Annotated in this window: 22 protein-coding genes and 1 pseudogene; 14 read left to right on the plus strand and 9 right to left on the minus strand. The window is 47.4% G+C overall.

Annotation, left to right across the window (positions count from 1 at the left end; all coding sequences use genetic code 11):
• Positions 1-11: 11 nt before the first annotated feature.
• From ACJY2L_RS11330 to ACJY2L_RS11370, 9 genes and pseudogenes are all read right to left on the minus strand, one after another.
• Positions 12-338, minus strand: a complete 327-nt coding sequence (locus ACJY2L_RS11330; RefSeq protein ID WP_439212780.1) for a type IV toxin-antitoxin system YeeU family antitoxin — start codon at positions 336-338, stop codon at positions 12-14.
• Between the two features lie 10 nt (positions 339-348).
• Entirely contained in the window at positions 349-816 is a 468-nt protein-coding gene (gene radC, locus ACJY2L_RS11335; protein WP_439212779.1) for a RadC family protein, read from the minus strand.
• A gap of 14 nt (positions 817-830) precedes the next feature.
• Positions 831-1,250 carry an antirestriction protein gene (locus tag ACJY2L_RS11340; RefSeq protein ID WP_439213089.1) on the minus strand — a complete coding sequence of 140 codons (420 nt, stop codon included), beginning with the start codon at positions 1,248-1,250 and terminating at the stop codon, positions 831-833.
• Positions 1,251-1,331: 81 nt separating this feature from the next.
• Positions 1,332-1,543, minus strand: a pseudogene (locus ACJY2L_RS11345) (DUF932 domain-containing protein); the annotation flags it as partial.
• A gap of 71 nt (positions 1,544-1,614) precedes the next feature.
• Positions 1,615-2,055 (minus strand): hypothetical protein, encoded by a 441-nt coding sequence (locus ACJY2L_RS11350; RefSeq protein ID WP_439212778.1) that lies wholly within the window; start codon positions 2,053-2,055, stop codon positions 1,615-1,617.
• A gap of 35 nt (positions 2,056-2,090) precedes the next feature.
• On the minus strand, positions 2,091-2,270 hold the full coding sequence (locus ACJY2L_RS11355) for a hypothetical protein (protein ID WP_439212777.1): 180 nt from the start codon (positions 2,268-2,270) through the stop codon (positions 2,091-2,093).
• Between the two features lie 50 nt (positions 2,271-2,320).
• On the minus strand, positions 2,321-3,124 hold the full coding sequence (locus ACJY2L_RS11360) for a hypothetical protein (protein ID WP_439212776.1): 804 nt from the start codon (positions 3,122-3,124) through the stop codon (positions 2,321-2,323).
• Between the two features lie 19 nt (positions 3,125-3,143).
• Entirely contained in the window at positions 3,144-3,578 is a 435-nt protein-coding gene (locus ACJY2L_RS11365; RefSeq protein ID WP_439212775.1) for a hypothetical protein, read from the minus strand.
• Positions 3,579-3,971: 393 nt separating this feature from the next.
• Positions 3,972-5,132 (minus strand): hypothetical protein, encoded by a 1,161-nt coding sequence (locus ACJY2L_RS11370; RefSeq protein WP_439212774.1) that lies wholly within the window; start codon positions 5,130-5,132, stop codon positions 3,972-3,974.
• Positions 5,133-5,498: 366 nt separating this feature from the next.
• On the opposite strand from ACJY2L_RS11370, the gene ACJY2L_RS11375 reads away from it, so the two are divergent.
• The 14 genes from ACJY2L_RS11375 to mads5 all read left to right on the plus strand — a co-directional run bounded on the left by ACJY2L_RS11375 (position 5,499) and on the right by mads5 (position 25,592).
• Entirely contained in the window at positions 5,499-5,702 is a 204-nt protein-coding gene (locus ACJY2L_RS11375; protein ID WP_439212773.1) for a helix-turn-helix transcriptional regulator, read from the plus strand.
• Positions 5,703-5,972: 270 nt separating this feature from the next.
• Positions 5,973-7,004: a YagK/YfjJ domain-containing protein gene (locus ACJY2L_RS11380; RefSeq protein ID WP_439212772.1), complete on the plus strand. Its 1,032-nt coding sequence runs from the start codon at positions 5,973-5,975 to the stop codon at positions 7,002-7,004.
• Positions 7,005-8,164: 1,160 nt separating this feature from the next.
• A complete protein-coding gene (locus tag ACJY2L_RS11385) occupies positions 8,165-11,203 on the plus strand; it encodes a TraG/VirB4 family ATPase (protein WP_439212771.1) in 3,039 nt (1,012 codons plus the stop codon).
• 25 nt (positions 11,204-11,228) lie between these two features.
• Entirely contained in the window at positions 11,229-11,858 is a 630-nt protein-coding gene (locus tag ACJY2L_RS11390; protein ID WP_439212770.1) for a hypothetical protein, read from the plus strand.
• Positions 11,859-11,870: 12 nt separating this feature from the next.
• Positions 11,871-12,731: a hypothetical protein gene (locus ACJY2L_RS11395; protein ID WP_439212769.1), complete on the plus strand. Its 861-nt coding sequence runs from the start codon at positions 11,871-11,873 to the stop codon at positions 12,729-12,731.
• A 15-nt stretch (positions 12,732-12,746) separates the two neighbouring features.
• On the plus strand, positions 12,747-13,346 hold the full coding sequence (locus ACJY2L_RS11400) for a hypothetical protein (RefSeq protein ID WP_439212768.1): 600 nt from the start codon (positions 12,747-12,749) through the stop codon (positions 13,344-13,346).
• A gap of 34 nt (positions 13,347-13,380) precedes the next feature.
• Complete coding sequence (locus ACJY2L_RS11405; RefSeq protein WP_439212767.1) at positions 13,381-15,963, plus strand: hypothetical protein; 2,583 nt, start codon at positions 13,381-13,383, stop codon at positions 15,961-15,963.
• Positions 15,964-16,158: 195 nt separating this feature from the next.
• The gene (locus tag ACJY2L_RS11410) at positions 16,159-17,619 is read left to right on the plus strand and encodes a DUF262 domain-containing protein (RefSeq protein ID WP_439212766.1); all 1,461 of its coding nucleotides are present in this window, start codon (positions 16,159-16,161) and stop codon (positions 17,617-17,619) included.
• Complete coding sequence (locus ACJY2L_RS11415; RefSeq protein ID WP_439212765.1) at positions 17,620-19,671, plus strand: DUF262 domain-containing protein; 2,052 nt, start codon at positions 17,620-17,622, stop codon at positions 19,669-19,671.
• Positions 19,672-19,947: 276 nt separating this feature from the next.
• Positions 19,948-20,175 (plus strand): helix-turn-helix domain-containing protein, encoded by a 228-nt coding sequence (locus tag ACJY2L_RS11420; RefSeq protein ID WP_439212764.1) that lies wholly within the window; start codon positions 19,948-19,950, stop codon positions 20,173-20,175.
• Positions 20,175-22,229, plus strand: coding sequence for a methylation-associated defense system DNA methyltransferase MAD2 (mads2, locus tag ACJY2L_RS11425; protein ID WP_439212763.1), 2,055 nt, complete (start codon positions 20,175-20,177; stop codon positions 22,227-22,229). The genes ACJY2L_RS11420 and mads2 overlap by 1 nt, the downstream gene beginning before the upstream one ends.
• Entirely contained in the window at positions 22,226-23,521 is a 1,296-nt protein-coding gene (gene mads3, locus ACJY2L_RS11430; protein WP_439212762.1) for a methylation-associated defense system AAA family ATPase MAD3, read from the plus strand. Before mads2 ends, mads3 begins: the two co-directional genes overlap by 4 nt.
• Positions 23,522-23,523: 2 nt before the next feature.
• Entirely contained in the window at positions 23,524-24,186 is a 663-nt protein-coding gene (gene mads4 / locus ACJY2L_RS11435; protein WP_439212761.1) for a methylation-associated defense system protein MAD4, read from the plus strand.
• Positions 24,183-25,592, plus strand: coding sequence for a methylation-associated defense system restriction endonuclease subunit S MAD5 (gene mads5, locus ACJY2L_RS11440; RefSeq protein WP_439212760.1), 1,410 nt, complete (start codon positions 24,183-24,185; stop codon positions 25,590-25,592). The genes mads4 and mads5 overlap by 4 nt, the downstream gene beginning before the upstream one ends.
• The last annotated feature ends 8 nt before the right edge of the window (positions 25,593-25,600 follow it).

Raw genomic sequence — 25,600 nt, forward strand, 5'->3', positions numbered from 1 at the left:
ATGACGGCTGGTCAGCCGGTGACTGCCTGAGTGGGATAAATCGCTATGTAAACGTAACCGTGTGAACCCAGGGTATCGGCCTGGCAGGTCAGCCCGTTGTGATGCAGGGTAACGCGTTGCTGCTGGTGGGGATTCAGTTTACTGGCTGACAGCATCTGTTCCTGTTGTTTCATTATCAGCGGAAAAGCCTGGTCAAGGCGAAGTGCTTCATTGTCGCTGAAGTCGCCGGTGAACTCTGCCCGGTCAACCAGGAAGTGCAGCCGGTTACCTTCCTGCACCAGCCTAGCACTGAAGCACGACGTTTTACTGCACGTAAGCCCCCATTGTTGAGAATGCATATGTCCTCCTTCAGGACCAGCCGCGTTCGGCGAACGAGACAATCTCTTTGCTGCCGACAATCAGATGGTCCAGCACTCGCACTTCAACCAGCGCCAGCGCTTTTTTCAGCCGCTCGGTGATGCGCCGGTCGGCATCGCTGGGCTCAGCATATCCGGAGGGATGGTTGTGGGCAAAGATTGCCGCCGCGGCGTTGTGCCGTAATGCGGCTTTAACCACCTCACGGGGATGAATTTCCGTGCTGGTGATGGAGCCGTGAAACAGGGTTTCGTGTGCCAGCAGCCGATTCTGATTATCCAGAAACACCACCATAAACACTTCCCGCTCCAGCCCTGCAAAGTTCAGCCTCAGCCAGTCGCGGGTGAGTGTTGCTGAGGTGAGCGCCACGCCGGGTTCGCGTAGGTGATTCTCGATAAGCGTCAGGGCGCGTTTTATGGTGCGGTGTGATGAAAGCGTAAGAGGTAATGCAGTCGTTTCCATAATTTCCCCCGGCATCAGTCGATGATGTGCATGATGGCGCTGCATTCAGGATGGCTCAGCGCAAATTCACGCAGGTGATAGTAGTGTTCGCTCATGGCGGGGCTGCCGGTTCTGCAGGCATGGTGGCTCCAGTTCAGCAGGCAGACTGCGATGCCAGCGCCTTCGCTGCTCATTTCCGAGCTGTTGCCATTCAGCTTGTTAAACATGGTCCAGTTATCTTCGCTGTCAGGTGCAATGAAGGCACCACCGTTGCTGAGCATGTAGTAATTCCAGCATCCGCCGCTGTAGGCATCGCACAGGCGATCCATCCAGGCGAAAGCGCGAGGCTCAAGCAGCATCCACTGAGGGATTTTGCCAAAGTGTTTCGGCCAGAAATTAAGACGCTGTGCATCGGGTACTGAAACGGCAATAAGTGATGATGTTGTTTGATTCATGGTGACTCCTTTTTGGCACAAAGCAAAACGCCCCGCTCTTTCGAACGGGGCGTCTGCAGTTGTAATGTCAGGGGATAAGCCTTTAGTCAGGCAGGCGAAGAAAGGTTGGAAGTCTTGTCGCAGTAGGTTTTCTAGCTGGGTAATGGTTGTAATATATGTGTATCGTCCCTGCGTGATTCATGCTTGTCTTAGCTGAAGACACTCGACACATAGTGCGCCAGTTCGTAACAGCTCAACGGGCGATCGCGGCGAATAAGATTGACTGAGCCGAAGCGGCTAGCTAAACGGGTCATAAACACTCCTGTAGAAAATGGGCATAAAAAGGCCCCCCGAAGGATGGCCTGACTGTTATAAATGAATCTGATTAAGTAGCTGGTGGCAACGTTGGCTGCAGAGCGGGCTCCACATCAGGCGACACCGGTTCTGCTGAGCCATGCCTTTCGGTCCGGTATAGCTGGAGTTGCGCCAGTAATGGGGCTTTCCGTGACTGGACATAACCTAGGCACCATTCCCTTCTGACAATCATTCTTACCGGCACAGGCAAAAGTTCATAAGCCTTACTGAACACCGACTCGATAAATGCATCATCACTAAGTTTATCTTCGGCAATATTCAGCAAACCATTGATAACAATATTATCGAGCAATCGTTTATATCGGATAGTACGGGATTCTGACCCTTCTGTCGTTTGCTCACTGACATTATCTTCTACCTGCTCAACCGGCTTATCAGTGGAGGAGACATTTCGCCGCATATTGAATTTCTCATTCAGTCTTTTGAGTTTCCCTTGGGTATTTTCAGACATATTTCTTTGATCCTCTGAGCACTCAGAAAGGGTGATCAGGCAAGTGTGGCGAGTTTTTTAATGATGCGTATCAGACTCAGTGTGGTGAGGCTGGCTCCCAGAGCTTTAACCGCAATAGAATTGCTGCGCATCAATGTCACACCGGCAACACTCAAAACAAGCTGCCAGGTACAGTCCACGGTTAGTGGCGTTTCCTGCTGTAATGTTTTTCCCATTGAACCTCCATTAGCTGAATACCGAATAAAAAGTTATCCCACTGATAAGGTTATTTATAACCGTTGGGAACCCAATGGCCCTGCTTACGGATATCAGTAATGATGCCTCCCTGGTTGATCGAAATAGTGCGCCAGCCCGGCTCGTTGGCGGACGGATTACCGTAGGTATACCCAACTGACATAGTGAATGCTTCACCCGTCGTGGTGGTTAAATCTGCTTCATATGCCGCTTCGGTATTTTGTTTACGGATGAAACGCACGGTATTAATGGCACGACAACGCAGAGTACTTTTGGCATGTTCAAAGGAGTTATCCACCATCTGGCAACCTTCAGATTTAATTTCATCCGTCAGGCTTGTCGAAGCATTAAAGTTTTTAGGGGCAGGAACGAAGTTAGCCATATCACTTCGCATTGTTGGAGGATCTGTTTGAAGCACAAGATAAACAGGACAATCTGATTTTCCGACTTCACAGGCTTTTGATACGTAATCACGTACCAGCCAGCCTTTATTGCCGAAATACTCAGCACCGCTCTCGTCTTTACATTGTGACCACGTGGCTTTTTGTCCCATCATCACGCCGTCTACCAAGGCGCAGGTGACGGCTTTTACAGGCTTCCCGTCCCAGCGAACAGCTTCAAAGGGTTGAATGCCGGTATGATTCACATCAAGCGTATAAGCCTGCGGGTTCTTCGCTATCCGGTCATTTGCCTGTTTCAGTTGATTACTGCCTTCCTGAGTCAGAAAGAAGGTATAGCGTTCGGGATGTATGTCGCCGTGAATTGTCATTGCAGGCGAGACCAAAGGAATAAACAGTGCTGCGAAGCTGAGAGATAAAATAACGAGTTTACGCATAAGGTTTCCTTTCAGTTTATTAATGATTAATGCAGTCCTGCCAGGTGGCATCAGCCAGCGCCTCATTCAGCCCTTTGGTGCTGAATTGTTTAGAGATAGCGGCATTCATAGAGGTCATTTTTATTACGACTTTTTCACTTGTCGCTTTCAGCGCAGTAAAGGCCGTTTCATCTAAAGGATGGTTCGTACCGTTGATACTGATTCCTGGTTCAGAAAGTCCTGTTTGTGATGAGACGCGGTAATCCTCTGCAGGCATGCTGTAAGCAGCAGCCAGCTTTCCGCTTGTGCAGGTCAGTGTGAGTACTTCACCTGAAGCATTTTGAGTATTGAGCTCAAACTCCATGGCACTGATCTTCCCGTACCAGTCCCCCCATTGCTGGTCAGCCTGTACGGCGCTGGCACTTTGACTGAGCAGCACTAATCCAGCCAAGATTGCATAATAATTTCTGAGCATTGGGTTTACTTTACTGATGATTTAAATACAAAAAAGCCCGCTTCCGTTTTAAGGGAAGCAGGCTGATCGTATTCATTAAATGAAGCAGCGGATAATCGTTAATACAGATCAGTTCTCATGAATTGATCGGCAAACATTATCAAAACAACGATCGATTGTCAGTTATTAATAGCCTCAACCTATCATAAACTCAGTATCGATCGGTTCCACAGATCAATGGGTTAGCACAACACAGACAGAAACATGCCGGGGATATTCATTCAGGTAATATAGAGTTGAAAAAATCTAGGACTCAGTTTTCTCAACTTTTTATTTTCAAAAGAAAAGGTGAATACTTAGTCACTAAATTAATGTAATCAATTAATTTAAGTATTAAATTAAAGTTGAAAGTTATTACAACTGTGCTTTAGAACATTTAACCAAACCAGGGGTCAGCACCTGAGTGGTGTTCTGGGGTGTCATTATCTTTTTGTTTTCGATATTATTCATAACCTTTTCCATTACCTCATGTGCCTTTTCTCTCAGCATGTCCTTTTCAGTTTTTACTGTTTCCTCTTCAGAAGGACCAGAAACCTCTGATATATTTTCACCTGAGATTAGCTCACTTTTTATTTTTTTAAAAAAATGGCTGTTACTTTTCCGCTTTGCTTTCCGATAGGTTGATGATTCCCACGATTTTTTAAATCTGGATATGAACTTCTTATCATGGCAGTACATAGAAATATAAATACAACGGAGTGCAAGATATTTCTCTGTGGTGGTTGATGGCCTGAAAAGGCTAAGGAAATGAGTTTGATAAATATAACCGTTTATACATGAGCAATATATTTCACCCAGACTCGCTTGTGAAAAACTTACATCACCATTACTCTCTTCAATTATTTTTCCTTGTGCTCTTTTTATAGAGCCAGTAATGTAATTAGTTTTATCTTTGCAGATATAATCCCATGCCCAGTTTATTTTTTCTTTTTCATTTTTCTTTAGTGGCAACCCAATTGCTAATGGGGAGTACCTGTCCCACTTATACCTTATATCTGACATAATGGATAACTTTGATGAAAGATCCATGGGTGATCTGTCAAAGAACTCCTCTATACACTCAATGCGCTCACGATGACTTACAGGATATTGAATTTTAATGATTAGATTATAAGGCATTCTGGCATGAACAGTCAGCACTTCATTATTTCCAAAATTTGACAGGAGGCTATTCTTATCACTAAAAACCCTGATACATACCCATGCGAAATAACAGGCATCATTGCTACGTTTAAACCAACTAAACTCTTTTATTGGTAATAATGCTTCTTTCAATTTTTTAAACCTATAGGCGTATGAGATTAGCACGTCTGAATGTTTATAAAAAATCCGAAAAGCCTCGTTTATTGCCTGCGCTGCTAAATTACAGTCTTCACTATATATGTAATTCGCGTGATATGTTTTGACCTCCCTCGTTTGACGGTAATTTTCAATAGCAACATCATTTCCTACCATCCATAAAAACAATCTTACATCACGCTTAGTTTTTATATCTATCCACATTTTTGAATTCAAAATTAGCTATCCTTTTACATTCAAATTTTAATGATTTTAAAAGGATAATTCATAGTGTAAATCATAGCAATATTCATAGTTAAAATTACAGTGTAAAACGTAGGTTCAAAACCTCATGTAGAGCTTGTTAAAAGGCATTTTTCACATGAAAATGCCTTTTCACTGACATGCATGAACAAGCAAAAACCACATGCTATGCAAACCCGTCAGCAGAGGAATCCCTGAAGTTGTCAGGGTATGCTTTCTATAGAGACTAAAAACTTTAACAAAGCACTGAGTAGAAGAATAGTAAAGTCGTACATATACGACCCATGACATGAAAGGATGCCGCCCGGTGTCCTCCTGATAAATTCTCGGGGTCCTCTCATGAGCACCATTGATATTCATAACGATAGGTTCGTCAGCATGCAGTTCATTACTGAACTGACTGGATTATCCGATAAATGGTTTTATAAGCTTGCACAGGAAGGTAAGTTTCCGAAGCCAGTTAAATTTGGCCGCAGTTCCCGCTGGATTGAACGCGAAGTAAAAGAATGGTTGGAATCCCGAATTAATGACTCAAGAGCATAAAAGACAACTAAAGTTAGTAATGAAAAAATCACTAACTTTATACCATGCTTTTATACTTCTGCGCCTTATGGCGCATGGGTTTGATGTGATTTATAACGTCGGTTTAATTATTATTGTGTTTAATCTGTTGCCTATTAATACATTTAATCACCACACAAACATCACCCTTGACATCGCTATTTAAACTGAGTGCCAGATATAGGCGCTTATTCAATAGTTAAATGTACATATTGCCCAGCAAGCCATTACTGACTGGATTTAGAGGAAATCATGGACTTACCTAAATCATTCCTTTTATCTCATGCTGAATATCACATTGAAAATAACACTCCTCACCTAATCATATCTGGTGACAATGAGTTCAGATTCAGGTTAGAACAACTGAATGGTTTCCTTAAAACTATCAGCAGAGGACGTAAGTTACCTTTCACCATTATGCATAACCGGTCAGGATATACAGAGAGTGCAGAATCAGCCATCATTCTCAATGCAATCCGTTATCTTAATATACTGCCACAAGAAGCCATGAAAGTACGAATTGCCAATCCGCGTATTGCTACTTTCCAGAGTTTATTTAATAACGCTGATTTATATTCACGCGTCTATAACGGGAAAATAGTGAAAGCAGATACCGTAACTACTGCAGAGATTCTGAACAAGCTAGTGCAGGATTACCGGCATGCCGTTAGTCAGGAAGGCTTTAAACAGACATGCAGAAAGTACCAGCGCGCTTCGGTTAAAAACCTGAAGGGAGTGATAAATTACGTCAGACACTTACAGGAGCGTCATTCCCGACTACTGGTCCTGCGTGTTGATTTATCATGGGCTAATGAGCATAAAGCTGACATAACTGCTGATGATGCCCGTAAGCTCCGTCAGCAGTTGTTTCGCAATATGAAAAAGAATCCATTGTTTCGCCACGTTCTAGGTACAGTGTGGAAACTGGAATATGCGCCGCAACGTAAATTTCATTACCACATGCTGTTTCTCTTGAATGGCAACAATGCACAACAGGATGGCACTATTGCCCATGCTTTCGGGGAGTATTGGAAAAACATCATCACTAAAGGTAAAGGCATCTACTACAATTGCAACGCTAACAAAGCGCATTATAAAGACTGCGGCCTCGGCAAACTGGAACGCGGTGATCATAGTAAGGATAAGGGGGTGCTTCAGGCGCTAAGCTATATCACCAAAATTGATGCGTGTGCCCGACTGGTTCTTCCTGGAAATGCCAGAACCTTTGGTCGCGGAGAAGTACGTGCATTGAAAAACAGGAAACGAGCAAAGAGAGGACGGTAAACATATCCCCCATCCAGCCAGTAATGCTCCCTCCGCCATTTATCTACAAAGCCAGCTAACCATGCTGGTTTTTTTCATTTGTTCCAGAGTTCATGATGAATTACTTCGTTTTAGCGACTTACGCCGTCACCGTAGATGGCGAATGGGTTACACCAGAATCGGTTCAACAGGCTAATTTTGACGCATTGCATTGCATTTACTGCAAACTGCAGATCGGTGTTCAGTTTGACCTTTTGACCGGTACAAGAACGTTTACGCACCTGCTGGGACATATCAACCATGTCGCTCGGCTTAAAACATGTCGATTTAATAAGCTCCGAACAGTACCAGAGCAAACCTCGCCAAAAACTATACCACCTCCGGAAAATCGCCTTCGACCTGCTAACACGACGATACGGCAATGGCGATGCTGCTGGTGCGATACCTGCTGGCATGGTGACAAGCGATGTCCGAAATGCTACGACAGCATTTATGTAACTGATGCGTAAGAGGCTTTATCGACTACCTTGTGCCAGACATAGTCTTTAACACCCTGAGAGTTACACTTTTAAGTGATTCAGGGTATGCGCTGACAACCCATTTAGGTTGTGAGCGTCCCACCATCAGACGACTTTTCTATGCAAAATCCTCAAACTGCTCCGCAGGCGCTTAAGCGTACCTTGCTTACACGCCATCTTTCGATGATAGCTAATCGGTGCGACAATTCGTTGGCTTTATAATGGTAAATATAAAACAGCGCCGCGATACACGGCCCGCTGGCAATGGTAATGGCATCCGCGTACCAAATCGCTCACCGCTTCAGAGCGCTTCTGATAGCCACGGAGCTGGATTAATGCATCCACTCCACCCAATAGACCATTGTCAAGTGACAGGGCTACACATTGCCTTTTCAATCCCAAGCAGAGTATTGCTGGCAGTGTGGCATGCGTGGGAACGCTTGACATTGATACCGAGCGGTATGCGGGCGATCTTCCCCTTTTGTGCGATTTTACTGGAGTTTTTCTGTCGCGGGCCGACGTTAATAATGCGACCGACGCTAAAGCCCTGGAATCGGTAACTAGCTTTTTTTTCGGATTAACGCCAAGGTAGTGAATGCCTGCAATGACAACGAGTTAAACACACTGGCGCTATTGTCTCATTTTGGGATGGACCCGTTACGTATGACTGACAAGCACACCACCATTACGGAGCTACAGGAGCGTTTTCGCCTGAGCGAATTAAACGTAGGCCACTGGAACCGTATCCATTTTCAGCTCGCTCCCGAGTCTATGCTGGAGGATGAGCGCCTCACCGAATACCGTTTTTACCGCATTGAAGAGATGACCGATGAAAAGGCTGCGGTTCATCGGCTGGCGATGAGCAATGTGATCGCCAATATGAGCGATTCGCGCGCAACGCTGTTGTATATGCTGCTTAGCGACGGCCAGGGTATTCATTTTTATATCGGTGTGGCGAGCAACGATAACGGCGTAGTCCACGATATCGGTATTAAACTTGAGCGGGCCTTCAGCAGTAATTTACTCGGTGCGAAGCTGGCGGCGGTTAAACCTCAGGACATCGCTCCAATAACCTCACTGCTATCAATGAAGCGGCTCGGCGTGGTGACAGGCGTCCCCTCGCTGAATGAAGAAGAAACTCGGCTGGGGGATGAAGAGTTTCAGGGCGTTGAGCGACTGGTTAACGGCCTAGCTGGGGAAAGTTGGCGGATGGTTATCGCCTGCAAACCGGGTAGCGCAGAAGAGATAGAGCAGATCATTGAGCAAATTTATGATCTGTCGACCCAGCTCTCCTCGCAAATGAAATATTCGGTGCAGATCTCGCAAAATCAGAGTGAGCAACATACCCGCAGTACAGGTCAGAACTTCACTAAAACTAGCGGAACCAGTATTACCCTCACAAACGGCGAGGGCGAGAGCCGGACCAAAAACGTCGGCGTTAATGAAAACCGCGGCTCTAGCAAAGGCACCAACTCCAGCTACGATAATAAAGGCACCAATCATAGTCAGGGCACCAGCAGCGGCACTTCCACCACCTCGTCGACTAACAAATCCCATGCCACGGGAACCAGCGATTCGGAAAGCGTCGGCAGCAATGAAGGCACCAGCGACGCCTCCACCTCCGGCGACGGCCAGGCGGTAACCCGCGAAGAGATCAACAAAGGCTATGAAGAGCTGCTTAAGCATTTAGGCGAGACGCAAATTTCACGCTTTCGCCAGGGCAACAGCAAGGGAATGTTTAAAACCTCGCTGTTTCTGGCTGCCAAAACTAACGCAGTATATGAAAGGCTGAGCGCTAGCGTGCGGTCGATTTTCCAGGGCAATAACCCTACATTGACGCCGTTGCGCGTGCACCGTTTGCAGCATGGCGTGGCGCAGCTCGGGCAACTACTACAGTTGGCCGATGCGGCGACCGGCGCACAGCATCCCTACAGCGAAGCCATTTACTCACTGGTTAGTGCCGCCAGCCATGGGCGCGCCCAGTGCTCGACTTGGTTGAACAGCCAGGAAATTTCCCTGCTGATGGGGCTGCCGGATAAAGAGCTGGCCGGGTTGAAAATCCGCAAGTGCGTCGATTTCGCGCTTAATCCCCCTGACCTTCCTGAGCCACAACAGCTGACGCTCGGCCAAGTGATACAGCATGGTCAGCCCCTGGCGTTTAAGCCGCTGGCGCTTGATAAGTCCGAGCTGAATAAACACATTTTCATTACTGGTGTAACCGGCTCCGGTAAGACCACCAGCTGCATGAAACTCCTACTGGAGTCGGGGCTGCCGTTTCTGGTGATTGAACCTGCCAAGACCGAGTACCGCGAACTATACCAGAAGAATCCCGACGTGGAGTATTACTGCCTGGGCCGGGAAGACATTACACCGTTTCGCCTCAACCCGTTTGAACTTGTGTCGTCGAAAGAGACCCTCACCGGACACATTGATATACTGAAAAACGCCCTCAATGCAGTATTCCCCATGGAGGCGGCGATGCCGATGATCGTGGCGGAGGCGATTATCCAAGCCTATGAGCGCAAAGGCTGGGATATCTTCAGCAACCAAAACCTGCTGATTGAGGAGCCGTTCGCCCTGAACAGCGGCGCATGGCCTAATTTCAGCGATATGATCCGCGAACTGGATTCGGTTATTGAATCCAAAGGCATGGGTAAAGAGTTTGAGGAAAAATACCGCGGTTCGCTGGTGGCACGGCTAACCGACCTGACAAAGGGCACCAAAAGCCGCATGCTCAACGCCCGTCACTCCATTGACTTCGATGCGCTGCTGGATAAGAAAGTGGTTTTTGAACTTGATGAAATTAAGGATGAGAACGACAAATCCCTGCTGATGGCGCTGATTGTCACCCGCCTCGCCGAAACTATTAAACAGCGCTACCTGCGGGAGCCGGGCTACCGCCATCTTACGCTGATTGAAGAAGCGCACCGCCTGCTGGCGAAGCCGGAGCCGGGCGAAGGTGGCAGTAAAAAACTCGGCGTGGAGATGTTCTGCAACCTGTTGGCCGAAGTTCGTAAATATGGCGAAGGGCTGATCATCGCCGATCAAATCCCCAACAAACTGATCCCCGACGTCATTAAAAATACCAATACCAAAATCGTTCACCGGCTGTTTTCCGCAGACGATCGCGACGTTATTGGCGATACAATGTCGTTAAGCGATGAACAAAAAAACTTCCTGCCATCGCTCCAGACCGGCCAGGCGGTGATTTACGGCGGCGGCTGGCACGGTGCGGTACTCACGCAAATCAAACCCAACGCCAATACCACCGGTCAGCTGATCGATGAACGCACTATCGCCGACCGCGGTACTCAACAGTGGTGGCCGCAACGCACCCGGCTGTTCCCGCATCTCGCGACGCAAACCCACTTTCACGATCCGCAGGCGTTTATCGCTTATAGTCAGCAGATCGGCAACCTGTTGCGGCTGATGACGCTTGCACGGCAACTGCAGCCCGGTGCGACACTGAATACGCAGCTGTTACGCATCGTTGGGCAACTCAAAATGCTTAACGCCTGCGAGCCCGATTTAATCCGGGCGATGGTGGCTTGGACGCAGGATAACACCGATTTTCCCCCGGACGCCGTACGCGAAAAGATGCCGCGTCGGCTGGCTGAACTATTAAAATTTATCGATATCGCGCCAGAATCGCTTGATTTCACTGCGTTAGCCGCTCGGGTTAACGATATGGCCAAAAAATAGCCTTTTTAAATAACAAGGAGTGGCTATGGGATTTTTGAGTTCAATAGGTTCGGCGCTGTCGACCATCGGCAGCTTTGTGGCGAGCGTCGCCAGCACGGTGCTGAAAATTGCGACCACGCCTGGAATCGTGCGTGCGATAAGCGCCGTGGTGCAGGTCATCGGGATCGCGCTGGATATTCTTCGCCCGGATCAGTCACCAGAAAAACATGGTGAAAAAGTGCTAGCCGCTGCAGAGGTGGGGATTACACCGGACGCGTTCGCGACGTTTGATGAATATTCTCAGGCAATTAAAAATTTTGAGATGAAACCGGATCTGGAAGGCAAATGGAGCAATGAACAGAAAATCGCCGCCAGCGCTGGGATGATTGCCCAAGGCCTGACCGAATACAAATCCTTCAGCATGGATTCGGCAATTAGTCTGCTAATGCTGGTGGCGCAAAAGCCGGAGTTTTTTGCCGCCGAGCGCGTTCTTAACCTGATAAGCAAAACCAACGACTTTACCCTGATCCGTGATTATCTCGACGACGAGTTGGATCTGTATGATAGCGAGCGTGTGGAAGCTTGGTTGGCCTCTGCCGAAGCCGATATGCCGGATGGCCTGTCCCGGGAAGAGATTATCGCAAGCCTGCGCGCCCAGCGCGCTGATGCAGAATAACGCCGGACATGAATGATGAGCCATTACGCTATTTTTCTCGACCAGCAGCGCTTTAGCTGTTTTTACCACGCCCAGGCAGGCTGGGAAGTTTATCCGCTGAAAGGCGAAGTGAGCCTTGAGTGCGCCCAGCCGGACCAGTTAACGGAAGCGCTGAGTGAACTGACCGAACGTCTGGAATGGTGCCAGCCGGAACAGATTGTGGTGCTCTATCAGGCGGCATACCGGCCGTGGCTACCACAGTTGCTTGATGCGATAGCTAACACCTCGGTTATGGTGTTGCCGCTCGCCCCGTGGCTAGCCAGTGTTGCAGCCTGCGATTCGTTGAGCAAAACGCCGGAACTGATTTACCGTCACCTTCTACCGCTGCTGTGGAAACAGCTGGTTGATCATGACGCGCCGGTGGAATCCCACCAGCTTGAGTCTGCTTCACGAACTCAGGCAGCCCTGATGCAGCAGCTCCAGCAGGAGCAGCAGGAAAACCTGGCCCTGCAAGATGCATTAAATACTTGCCAGCAGAGCCTTCAGCAACAGCTATCCAGCTGGAATAAAGAGCGCGCCCACTATGAAGCCAATCTACTGCGCACTGACGATCTGGATGACGCCGCTATCGCCCAGTTTATGCCGCTATTTTTCGCGCATTTTTGGCAAAAAGTCAGCCCGAACGATATGGCGATGCTGCTGGGCAATCTGACTTTGCCCAACATCTCAAGCCCCTGGCCGGAACCTAACAGAAGCGCGTTAGCGATTAAAAAGCGCAGCTTTCAACAAAGCCAGTTTCGTCACCAGCAACAAATCAAAGCTATGGTGCGCAAATTTGTTGAAGTGGGTTATTTGACGGTGCGTCCTGAAATGGAACCGTTACTGGAAGAGTAAGAGAACTGACGCCCAATGACATCGCCCTTTGAAGATTTACGCGCCGATCCTGACTTTAGCGCCTGGCTCGCAGGACTTATCAGTGACGAGGTCCAACAGCAGCTGCAGCAAGCATGGCGACAGTTAAGCGAGCCATCGCCGAATCCCGTGCCCGCTGCCCCTCAGTTTAGCGAGCCCGCGCCAGAGCCAATACCTGACGCCCTGCAACCGCTACGGAGCATCATCACGATGGTGAAAAACGATCCCGAACTTCAGGAGAAATGGTTGCGCCGCCCTCTTTCCGACGACGAGGCCGAGCAGTTCCAGCAGGTGTTAGTTATCGCCAGCCACTGGGATCGCATCGAGCGCCTGTGGGACGTGCTCGCAGAACGGGTGAAAACCCGCGCGGCGCCGCTTAATGACGCTGAGCTACGCCTGATGGAATACGCCCTTTCGCTGCATAACCGACTGTGGATTGACCGGCTGGCGGAACTCGAAACCGTGGCTACCGCCAGCGCTTATAACTATGAAATCCATAACGGCGTCGGCCGAGGTGATACCATCATCGCGCTTTGGCAGCCTGGGCTGATTAATAGCGCAGGCAAGCGGGTTCGTAAGCCCTTGGTGCAGTTATAGTAACCAGAAAAAGACGGATACGAAGAGAATAAACATGCTGGAAAAACTTCAGAAACGTGCCTGGCTCGGGTTGGTTGACACCTTCTGGACCGAGCTAAAAAGCAAAGAGAGCTTTGGTATACTCGTTGATAGCGAGCAGACGAGATGGCTGGTGCAAGCGAAGGACGATCGGCTACTGCTCTGGACACATGATAATCGCTACTACCCGCCCGGGCGGGTGGAGGATAACCAAGCATACTGCAACGAGCTGCGCTGGCTGGGGCTCAAAAGCTGGCGCGTACCGACCCGCCACGAAATGTTGCTGTTTGCCAAAAACCCGAAAAATCCGTTGCGTCAGGGCACTTATAATCGCCTGCGCGATAAATACGCCTTTAACGTGGTGGAAGGTTATATCGATCTTGATAACGCTAGCCCTTCCGCCAATATGGGGCGTGAGGCTTCCTCAATTCCCTGCACCTCAGTCACGAAACAGGTTTTCGCTGATATTCTGATCGATCTGCCGGTCAAGCTGAGTTCCCTAATCGAGCCTGGCCGTAACTGGCTGGATGGCTGGGAAGATCAGCTCAATACCATACTGGTGGAGCTGGATTACCAGGTTAACCGCCTGCCGAGAATCGATCCCCTCACCTTTACAGATATCAATAAAGGGATATGGGAAATGTGGGGGCAGGACGCGAATACCCTTAAAGCTCTGAACATTCGTCCGCGAGACCCGGCGCGAGATATTCGCTCCGGCTGCGTCGCCATCGACTTTGGTACCAGCAGCACCGTGGTGGCTTATGAAACCGAAAACGGCCGCAAAGAGTTAATGCGCATCGGCGTACGTGATTTCTATGAGCGCATTGAACCGCGCCATTTTGAAAACCCAACGGTGTTAGAGATTATCAATTTGCAGGCATTGTTAAGCGAATGGACCGAAGAGGCCTACCGCCCCGGTGTGCGCTGGGAAATGGTGCACTGCTCTCACGAGGCGCAGGCAAAACTGCGAGATAATCAGAGCGATATCTACACCGTCAGCAGCATTTTGACCCGGCTGAAACAGTGGGCGCTGCGCCAGTCCAGCGATCATCAGGTGGTATTTACCGACCAACAGCAGTGTGAACACACCCTCGCACCGCTCACCCAAAGTAACCCCACGCTTGGAGAGCGGCTGGATGTCACTGGTGATTATCCCTTCGATCCCATTGAGCTGTACGCTTGGTTTTTAGGAATGACCATTAACTGGCGCGGTCGGGGGATCTCGCTGGAATATTTCATGACTTTCCCGGTGGAGTATCCGCGCGAGGTTAAAGAAAAACTTCTCGCCAGCTTTAAACGCGGATTACAGCGCAGCCTGCCGCCAACGCTGGTGGAGCAGCCGGAATTGCTAAACGCCTTTAGCGTCGAAGAGTTAGCTAGCGAGCCTGCCGCCTATGCGGTGTGCGCGCTGGATGCCCTAGCTATCCAACCCGGCGAACAGGGTGCAGCCTACGCGGTATTTGATTTTGGCGGCGGCACCACCGATTTTGATTTCGGCTACTACCGTCACCCCTCAGAAGAAGAGGAAGATGAAGGCTTCGAACGGGTATTTGAGCATTTCGCACCCGCGGGCGATAAATTTTTGGGCGGAGAAAATCTGCTGGAAAATATGGCCTATAGAGTGTTTCGTAATAACCTCGATTTGTGTCAAAAATACCAAATCGCTTTTACCCAGCCGCTGGATGCCGACCCATTCCCAGGTTCAGAAATATATCTTGAGAAAACCCAGGCGGCCTACAGCAATACCATGTTGTTGATAAGCGAGTTGCGTCCGTTCTGGGAAACGTCCAGTACAGCAGAGCCGGATATTGAAGATAAAACCTGCACGGTGGACCTGTTCAACCGGGCGGGAGGAAAAGTCAGCTGCGATTTCGTAATCCCGTATGGCGAGCTGGCAGGGTATCTTGAACAACGCATCGCGCTGGGCATTGATAAGTTTATCGCCGCGCTCGGACTGGCATTTACTCCTTTACCTGAGGAGATACATATTCTGCTGGCGGGCAATTCTAGCCGATCGCTGTGGATCTCCAGACTGTGGGGACTGGCCGACGATCGTCAGGATGCACTGATATTTACCAGAATGGCCGAGGGTTTTGGCAACGATATGCCTGCGTTGCATATTCATGCGCCGCTCAGCACTAATCCTGACGCTCCCTATCAGCCGACCGCCAAAACCGGGGTGGCACTCGGGCTACTGGATTTGCGGCCTGGCGGCGCTACCAAAGTTATCAACCATACTCGCCAACAGAGCATGGGCGAAGCCGGATTCGCGTTTAACGTGGGCCGTACCCGCGCCGGATCGTTCCTGGTTGGCTTAGCCATGAATAGCCGCTATGAAGAGTGGTTTGAACTGGGGCCCCAGCGCGAAGGGATTTTTGAGTTGCTGTATACCCAGTCGCCGCTGGCCCAACAGGGCACGCTGTCCTCCGTTGATAGCGAAGTGAAACGCCTGCGCTTACGCCTGGGGGTGAATCAGAAAGGACATCGGGTATTTGCCAAAGCTACTGCGCCGCACCAGATAAGCCTGGTCACGGCTGCAAACCTGGACGAACTGGCGGAAAATCGAACGGATAATCATCAGGTGCTGGAGTTGAAATAATCTGAATTTCCCGTATCGCTTTTTGGGTTGGGCTGGAGTTACCCCACCCCGGTAGACGATCCTTCCCTTTAGTTTGGACTGATACCAAAAGAGTAAATTTTTTGTTGCCCTCATGGCGGCCAGCCCGCTATTTGCAACGATGGGTAAAGAAAAACCGCTAAGTGACCTTACACAGCAACCATTGGAGCCACAATTATGACGATTAAGCAGCCCGTTGAGGTCTGCATGATGGATTTTGCCACTTTGTGCAACAATGGAGCAACTTTACAACTCGACCACTACCAACGACCCTATGTTTGGGACAGACACAAGGTCAATCAGTTGCTGGAGGATTTGGACGAGTTCAGGCGTAGCGCCAATGGGCAGAAAGTCTATTATCTAGGCACCCTATTGCTGCATCGAAATGACGAAAAAAAAGCCCGCTTTGTGATCGATGGTCAACAGCGCCTCAGTACCCTAGCAGTGCTCTATCATGCTTTGCATAATGAATTGCCCAAAGGATTAGAATTTCATTACCGCTCTCCCATCTCAGCTCGTAATTTGCGAGTAGCACGCAAGCTAATGAGCGAACATCGTGAGTCAGCTTTAGAGCCATCCATCGTTGAGCAATTGTGTTTTACGGTGATTACAGTTGAGCGCGAGGATCTCGCTTTTACCTTTTTTGATACTCAGAATTTTCGCGGAGTACCACTTAAAGCGACTGACTTGCTCAAAGCTTATCATCTGCGGGCTGTGAACGGGCCCAACGTAAAACATGTCGAGTCATTGCAGCAAATCTGTGCTCGACGTTGGGAGCATGTTCAAATGGCAGGCCCTAGGCGGCAGGATTGTGAGCAGCAAGATTTTGCACCTGAGCTGTTTCAGAACTATTTGTGGCGTGCCCGCAACTGGCGGGGTAATAAGCAAATGAAGCGTGAAGATCACGATAGTCTGCTGGAAGCCTTTCAACAACACAGTGTTGGTGGTGGTGAGATTGATGAGATCCCGCTTTATCCGGGATATCACAATCAATTTGCCAATTCCCTCAAATTGCAAAGCAGCGATGACTATCGCTTGGCATTGAACCCGTTACAAATTAGTGGAAGCGCAGCCAACCTACCATTTACCTTGCGCCAGCCCATTCATAAAGGCATCTGTTTTTTCCTTTATGCTCAAAAATATGCCTCTTTACTTGATGCTCTTTTGTACCAAGAGAATACCTGCCAAGAATTAGAGGCATTCCGGGAGTTTTATCGGCGTGTGGTACGTTCTAATGCCTATTACTTACAGGAGCTCTTTAACTTGGCCCTTCTGATGTATGTCGACCGTTTTGGTTATCAACATCTATTAGCCTTTGCAATGGGTTTGGAACTAGTGTTGGGGGGATTACGGTTGGAGAAAAGTTATATCTTTAAAGAATCACCACTTAAGTACTTACGTGACGCTCCTTACAATCTACTTGATGAGATATGTGGGGCCTATCGCCCACAAGAGGTGATGACATTCTTACGTTCTGAAATCGAACGTAGTAAGGGATACGCGAAGGCTGTCTCCATCGTCCTATCTAAGGGCGTACAGGGGCGTTACCTTAATGCGTTGCTGGATTATTTCAATCTTGATGGTATGCCTGAGGGTGACAGTTGGGTACTTAAACGTTGGCTAGGGATGGAAAAGTAGATGCAATATGAATCAAAATTAATGTCACTGGCTCAACTCATTGATGAAAAAAGATTTTTCAATATTCCTATCTATCAACGCCTCTATGTATGGGGTAGTGACCAGATCAAAGTATTACTTGATGATCTAGTCTCCGCCTGTAATGCAGACAAGGATGTATTTTACTTGGGTAGTACGCTGGTGATTGAGCAAGGAAGGACAGAATCTGGGCACCCCTTGTTGGATCTGATTGATGGTCAGCAACGTTTTACCACCTTGTGGTTGCTTAGCGTAGTAATTGAGCGCCTGCTCTCATCATCGAAAAACAGTGAGCGAAGCCAAAACCCCCTTTCCTGTTTTCTCTGTGCCCAGTTGGGAAATAGTCGTGAGCCGCGGATTCGGTTTGCCATTCGCCCTGAGGTAAGCCGTTTTTTTGCAGCCTTACTTGATGGCAGAGCTGCATCTGATGAGCAAAAGGCCGCTGCGTTGAGTTATGCGATGCAGGTCATGGAGGGTTACTTCACCCATAGAACGGATGACACCCACCGGATTGATCTTGTCAAATTGGGTACGTTCATCCGTGATCGGGTTCAACTGGTATTGACCCTGGTACCGGCCAACACGGACCTTAACAAGTTGTTTGAGGTCATCAACAATCGCGGTGTGCAGCTGCAGCACCATGAAATTTTGAAAGCTCGCTTGCTGGCGTTACTGCCAGATAGCGCTGAGCGCGAAGCCTATGGCCAGATGTGGGATGCCTGCTCATTTATGGGGGCCTATGTCGAAAAGAACCTACGTACCGTTAAAGGAATAAAGCTGATCCCGCTTTATAATGTCGAGGATGCTAAACGAGACCGGGAGATGCTCTCTGATCCCTTGGTTATACGTGACGTACTGCTGGAATTAGGTATACAACAAGACCTCAGACACCACTCATTAGACTATATCCTCAATGATGAGACACTCCTGACGGAGCCATCTAACAATGCTTCTGAAAATAACGAGGCCTATGAAGCCGATGATGTACGCAGTATTATCGGCTTTTCCATGCTCTTACAGCATGTTTTACGCCTTTTTCTGTTACATCAGCAACGCGATGATATCAGCAAAATCCTAGACAAAGAGCTGTTACAGATCTTCCAGACTCATTGGCTGGCGGGGCTAGCCCAGTGTGAGAAATCAGAACAAGCCAATAAGATACGTCGCTTTATCGAATTGTTGTGGCGTTGCCGCTATTTGTTTGACAAACACATTATCAAATGGATTAGCGATGATGCCAATGAAGAAAGTCATGGTATACGTCGCCTGAGAGTGAATGAAAATCGGAACGGTTATCAAAGCCTTATTCGCGCTAGCCGTGATGCCGATAGCGGGTTTGCTATGTTACAAAGCATGCTCTATCACTCACAGCAATTGACCACCCATTATTGGCTAACTCCCTTTCTTAGTTACCTACTAAATCATGGCGGTGAAGGTGCCCACCGATACCTGCAATATCTGGACAATCACTTGCTTTGCAGTGGCAGTGAACAGCCACTGATCGAACGAACCCGTGCATTTGTGTTGAATCCATGGTGCGATAGCTATCCGATCCGCGATATGCAGGCAGTGCTGAGAGCTGATGAGGGAACCGGATTTTCTCACTACTGGTTTTACAAGCTGGAATATATTCTTTGGGAGCGTTATCGCTTTCAAAAAGGGAGTGCCTGGCAGGCATTCCGAATGACAGCCAGGAATTCAGTGGAGCATGTTTCCCCACAGCAGCCTGAGCATTTTGATTCCAACCGAGTGAGCTCTGAAATACTGAACTGTTTTGGTAATTTAGGGCTAGTTTCACGCAGTATCAACTCAGAGTACGGCAACAAACCCTATGTTGAAAAACGGGCTCGTTTCATTGAGCGTAACCAGAGCAAGGTGGACTCACTCAAGTTAGCACTAATTTATGAAAATGAGCAGTGGAGTGACGTGCTAGCACTGGCTCATCAGCAACAAATGCTTGAGGAATATAATGCGTATTTTTCTGAGGTGAATCGTGACTTTTTCATCGGCACAACCTCCGCCAAGGGGAAGTGAATATCATGCCGGAATTCTGTTTCTGAATGGAGCAGGATTTCGGGACGGGGTCACCGTGTTAGCTGAATTCATTTAGCCAATGAAAATATAATGTAACTAGATTATTAATTTTACACTTCGTTAAATATTAAAACTAGTAAAGCTCAAGATTATTGTAAAGAAAGTGAAGTTATTTGACTTAAAATTAAATAAGTTGAGAAAAATCACAATCTTGGTACAGTATGCAACATTGATAAAATCCCACCTGTATGGTTAAGAAAACACCATGGAGATAGCATGATCCGCTGCCACCTAGCTCGATTAATGGGTGAGAGAAAAATGCGCATTAGCGACGTGATACGAGAAACCGGCCTAAGCCGTACCACCGTCACGCTACTTTACAAAGAAACCGCACTCAAGGTGGACTTAGGGGCGCTCGATAAGTTGTGCGATTTGTTTAACTGCGAAATTCAAGATCTATTACAAAAGCCGCCAGCAGAAACCGAATTTAATGAGAACAAGTAATGACAACAACCAACGATAAAAAGCCATCAGAAGTACTCGCCATAGAAGATGGCATGATGCTGGATTACTTAACCAATAATCCAATCAAAGAAACGCCTAAAGAATTGGTTCGTCAAAAAACCTTACGCGCCTTGTTCCATGAATACGGCATCAGTGCTGAAGATATGGAGCTTGACGTCAAAATTAAGATTGATGGCAAACAGAACAAAATAGATATCGCCATTTACGAGCATGGTGCAGATCATATTCCTGAAAATATCCGCCGAATTGTTATCTGTGATAAAGAGCCGAAAAAAGGCAAAAAATCCGCAGTAAAAATGCGTGATCACGACCAAGCGCATAAAGATCTTCAGTTGATGGAAGATATAATGCGCGAACAGGTTGGCGATAAATACGTGCTAGAAAAGTGCCAGTGGGGTTTGTGGACCAACGGCATCGAATTTTTCTTTGTGGAAAAACAAGAATCGCGTTTCGATACCAAATTCATCGCAGTTGGTGATTGGCCATTAGCAGATGAGACTTTAGGTAGTCGAGATGTTGCATCAAACGCACAGCTAAGAACCGCTGATCGTGAGATGCTACTTACTGCATTCCGTCGTTGTCACAATTTTATTCATGGTAATGAAGGGATGCCTAAAGACGCAGCATTCTGGCAGTTCTTATATCTGATTTTCTCGAAAATGTATGATGAGCGCATCGGCAATCGAGATCGCGAGTTTTGGGCATCACCAACTGAGCAGTTTGACGACGAAGGCCGTAAGAGGATCAGAGCACGCATTACTCCGCTATTTGAAAAGGTAAAAAAAACCTACCCAGAAATTTTTACTGGCAATGAAGATATTACTTTGTCAGATCGGGCTTTGGCATTCATGGTATCTGAACTTGCTAAGTACGACTTTACCCGCACTGAAATGGACGCCAAAGGTGCCGCCTATCAAGAAGTGGTGGGTGATAACCTACGTGGTGATCGTGGTCAATACTTTACACCTCGTGGAGCTATCAAGCTCATTGTCGAAATGATGGCACCACAACCACATGAAAAAGTGCTGGACCCATCATGCGGTACTGGTGGTTTCTTAGAACAAACCTTAAGCTTTATTAACAAGCAGCTAAGAGAAAAAGAAGCTATCAGCCTGGCGGCTGAAACCACCGAAGAATTCATTTCTATTCAGCAACAAATTAAAGAGTTTGCCGAAAACAATCTGTTTGGTTGTGACTTTGACCCCTTCCTGTGCCGTGCATCGCAAATGAACGTGGTGATGGCAAGTAATGCCATGGCAAACATTTACCACATGAACTCATTGGAATACCCTCACGGACATTTAAAAGGCGTAAACCCCGCCAAGAAAACGATTCCTGTTGGTGATTCCAGCGGTAAAGACGGTAGTGTTGATGTGATCTTGACCAACCCTCCTTTTGGTTCTGACATCCCAGTTACCGACAAGCAGATTCTAGAGCAATACGACCTTGCCTATGTTTGGGAGCGCACTGAAAACGGCGGCTTTAGAAAAACAGAGCGTCGTAAAGATGCGGTTTCGCCCGAAATTTTGTTTATTGAGCGTTGCGTGCAGTGGCTTAAGCAAGGCGGACGAATGGGGATCGTGTTACCAGACGGTATTTTGGGTAACCCTGGTGATGAATACATTCGCTGGTGGTTGATGCAAGAGTGTTGGGTGCTTGGTTGTGTCGACTTACCGGTTGAATCATTTATCGTTGAAGCTAACGTAAACATTTTAACTAGCCTGCTGTTCTTGAAGAAGAAAACCGATACTGAAAAAGATGCTATTGCCATTGGTGGAGAGCCAGAATACCCCGTATTTATGGCTGTAGCAGAAAAGGTAGGCTTCGATCGTCGTGGTAATACACTCTATGAGCGCCACCCAGACGGTGAAGAGAAAGTTATCGAAGAAGAAGTTGAAGAACGTATTCGCATTAATGGTCAAAACGTGGTGCGTAAGCTGAAGCGTCGCAGCAAAATTTTAGATGACGACCTGCCAAAAATTGCCAAAGCCTGGAAAGAGTTTCGCGCTAACAATCCGGAGCCATCGGTATGATCACAAGGATAGAGGCCTATAAATACCGCTGCTTTAACACCTTGGATCTCGCACTTGAGCAGCAGCATGTATTTGCAGGCTCTAATGGTTCAGGCAAAACAACGTTACTTGATATCCCAGCTTTGTTTGGTGATTTATTGAATGTATCGGATATAAACGATGCGTTCTTTAAACCTACCAAGGGTAGAGAGCGTGCTCGCGCAGAAGCAGCCAAAGAAGTTGTTCATCAGCTTCGTGGTGAATACTTTATTTTGGTATTGGAAGTTCGCTTGCCTCCTTCGATTATTGAAGAATTATTAAGAGGCGCTAGCGATGCCTGGCAGAATAAGTTCCAGGAAATTGAATTAAGACCCGATACTGCGCGATACGAAATATCGTTCAGAATCAACCAGGATATATTTCAAGTTTCAGAAGAACACTTAACACTTTTTCCTAATAATGAGTTGCGCCCAGAGCATGGCATGGGTCTTATTGGCGTAGATGACTTCAGGCGCAGTGCGCCTTGGTTTAAGGTGTTGTCACGCAGTTTAGGTACCAAGGTTAAGTACCAGGCAGAGTATCAAGCTGGTAAATCATCCATCCTTGAATTTGGCCTACGAGATAACCAATTGGCTTTGGCCGCGCTACCTGCTGACCATGATTTATACCCCGCAGCGTTATGGCTACAAGAGTTTCTTATTCAAGGCTCACACTGCTACGAGCCACAATGGCCTGCAATGCGATTGGCTGCATCGCCAAGAAATAAGCACGCCTTTAAAGCGGACGGGAGTAGTTTGCCTTGGCAAGTACATGCCTTGCAGCATCGCGATCCCGAAGGCTTAAATGAATGGCTAGAATTGGTGCAAATGGCGCTGCCTTCTATTGCCAAAATTGAAGCCAAGCAGCGTATCGATGATAGCTTTTGTTACCTAGAAGTAACTTATAGCAACGGTATGATAGTGCCTTCGAGCGGCTTGTCGCACGGTACTCTGCATATCTTAGCGTTGACCATTATTCCTTATTTGCAAAATGCACCTAAGATCATCACCTTAGAAGAGCCTGAAAACGGTATTCACCCTAAGGCAATCGATGCGGTGTTAGAAGCGTTAAAGCTCACCTCTGATACGCAATTGTGGCTTTCAACGCACTCGCCTGTGGTGCTCGCCAATACCGAAGTAGAGGAAATCATCACTATGCGCTTTAACCAAGACGGCGCAACAGAAGTATTAAAAGGCCATGAACACCCCCGCCTAAAAACATGGAAGGGCGAAGTGGATTTAGGAACCCTATTTGCGGCCGGAGTGTTGGAATAATCATGAGGGATATTGTTTTTTTAGTAGCCGACGGTGAAATGCAAGCGACCGTAGAGGGCTTTTTTGAAAACCCAGCGTTTGATGCACGATTACAATGCGCCAGATTTGAATTCGATACTAAGCTAGATTTAATCAAACACCCAAGAAAAGATCCGGGTGTTTATCAGGATGGTCACAATCTGCTGAAAAGCTACGTATCTACCCATCATTACGCAGTTGTTATGGTCGATTTTGCATTTAATGACAATTTACAAGCAATGGATTATCAGCACTTTTGTGAAACCATCAAAGCTAATTTGCGAGCTACCGGGTGGCCTGACGATCGCTTTTTTGTCATGGCGATAAACCCAGAGCTGGAAGTATTAATGTGGCAAGCGGATACCAGCCGCATTGAGCCTATTTTTGATTATCCCAGAGAAAGAGAAGGCATTAGCCTTAGGGAGTGGCTGCAGCGGCGAAACCTTTGGAATGCTGAGGAGCTCAAGCCTGCTGACCCCAAATCAGCGATTAATATAGCTAGTAGTCAAGGTTGGGGGCGTAAGAAGGCTCACACACAGCTGTTTAAGCGTATTGCCAGGGACGTATCTTTCAAAGGTTGTGCAGATGAGTCGTTTAATGGCTTATTGCAAAAGATTCAAACTTGGTATCCGAGGATTTACGCATGAGAATAAAAACCATACCAAATAACTGGCTGAGTGATGAAGGGCGACGTCTTGATTGTGGTCCTTATATGACAGGAGCTAAAGAGGCGAAAAAAATAATTGACGACTGCTTATTGCCTAAGAAGGAATTAAAAGACTTTTTAGTAAATGGAGCTAAAGGTGCTTTTCATGCAGGGAGAGAAGGTCGAGTTTGGGTAAAGGAAGAACGTTATGGCGTTCCTTTCATGGGAAGTGTGGATATTATTCAGGCTAATTTAGATAGATTACCTTTTGTATCCAAAGAGCAAGTAAGTCGCAAACCATTATTCAGGGTTTTCAAAGATTGGGTTCTGATCACTAGGTCTGGAACCATCGGGAGAATGACTTTAGCTAGACAGGAAATGGATGGCCACGCTTGTTCAGAGCATGTTATGAGGGTCGTTCCCAATCCAGAGAAAATATTCCCTGGATATCTGTACTGCTATCTGAGAAGTAAGTTCGGTGTCCCACTTGTAGTCAGTTCTACGTACGGAGCAATTATTCAGCATATTGAGCCCCATCATGTAATTAATTTGCCTGTCCCAATTGTTGATAAACAACTTGAGGAAAAAGCGCATGAGCTAATAAACAAGTGTGGTGATAACCGAACTGAATCGAATGCATTATTGAAAAAAGCTGGGCAGCTTATCAATGAACATTTTAGTTTTCCAAATAAACTCGCCTTATCTCATCGCATTTTTACTCATTCAGCAGCTTCATCGTCGTTAGTACAAAAACGTATGGATGCAACTTATCACGATCGGGTTGCCCAAATGAGTGATGACTTGGTTGAACAGGCTGGCGCAGAGAAAACTTTGGCTGAGTTAGGAGTGAACACCGGTGAATCTGGGCGAATGAAACTGGTTTTCACCGAAAGTGACCATGGGGTTCCTTTTACAACGAGTGGTGAAATCTTCCGGGCCCGTTACGAACCACAAAGGTTTCTAGCAAAATCAAAGTTGGGTGATGTTGCAGATTGGGGAGTGCGACAAAAAGATATTCTATTGGCTCGAAGTGGGCAAGTAGGCGGCATTATTGGCACAGGTGTTTGGGCTGATTCCCGCTTTGAAAACGCAGCAGTGTCTGTCGACGTGATAAGAATTAAAGCTCAAGAATCAGAGGTTTTACCTGGTTATTTGTATGCCTATCTTATGTGTACAGATGTCGGTTACAGACAGCTTATTCGGTCAGCTGCCGGAAGCTCAATCCCACACTTATCTTCCAACGATGTTTTGAAACTAAAGCTGCCTCGTATGGGGACTATGGAAGAAAAAGCAGTGCATGAGCTAGTTCAAAAAGCAGGTGAGCTGGCTGCAGAAGCACAGAAGCTCGAAGATAAAGCAGTAAAAATGGTCGAAGACGCAATAGAAGCAGCAGCACCAAAGCATTAAGGAGAGGT

The sequence above is a fragment of the Duffyella sp. Ts4 genome (genome assembly GCF_051851875.1).
Classification (GTDB): Bacteria; Pseudomonadota; Gammaproteobacteria; order Enterobacterales; family Enterobacteriaceae; genus Duffyella; species Duffyella gerundensis.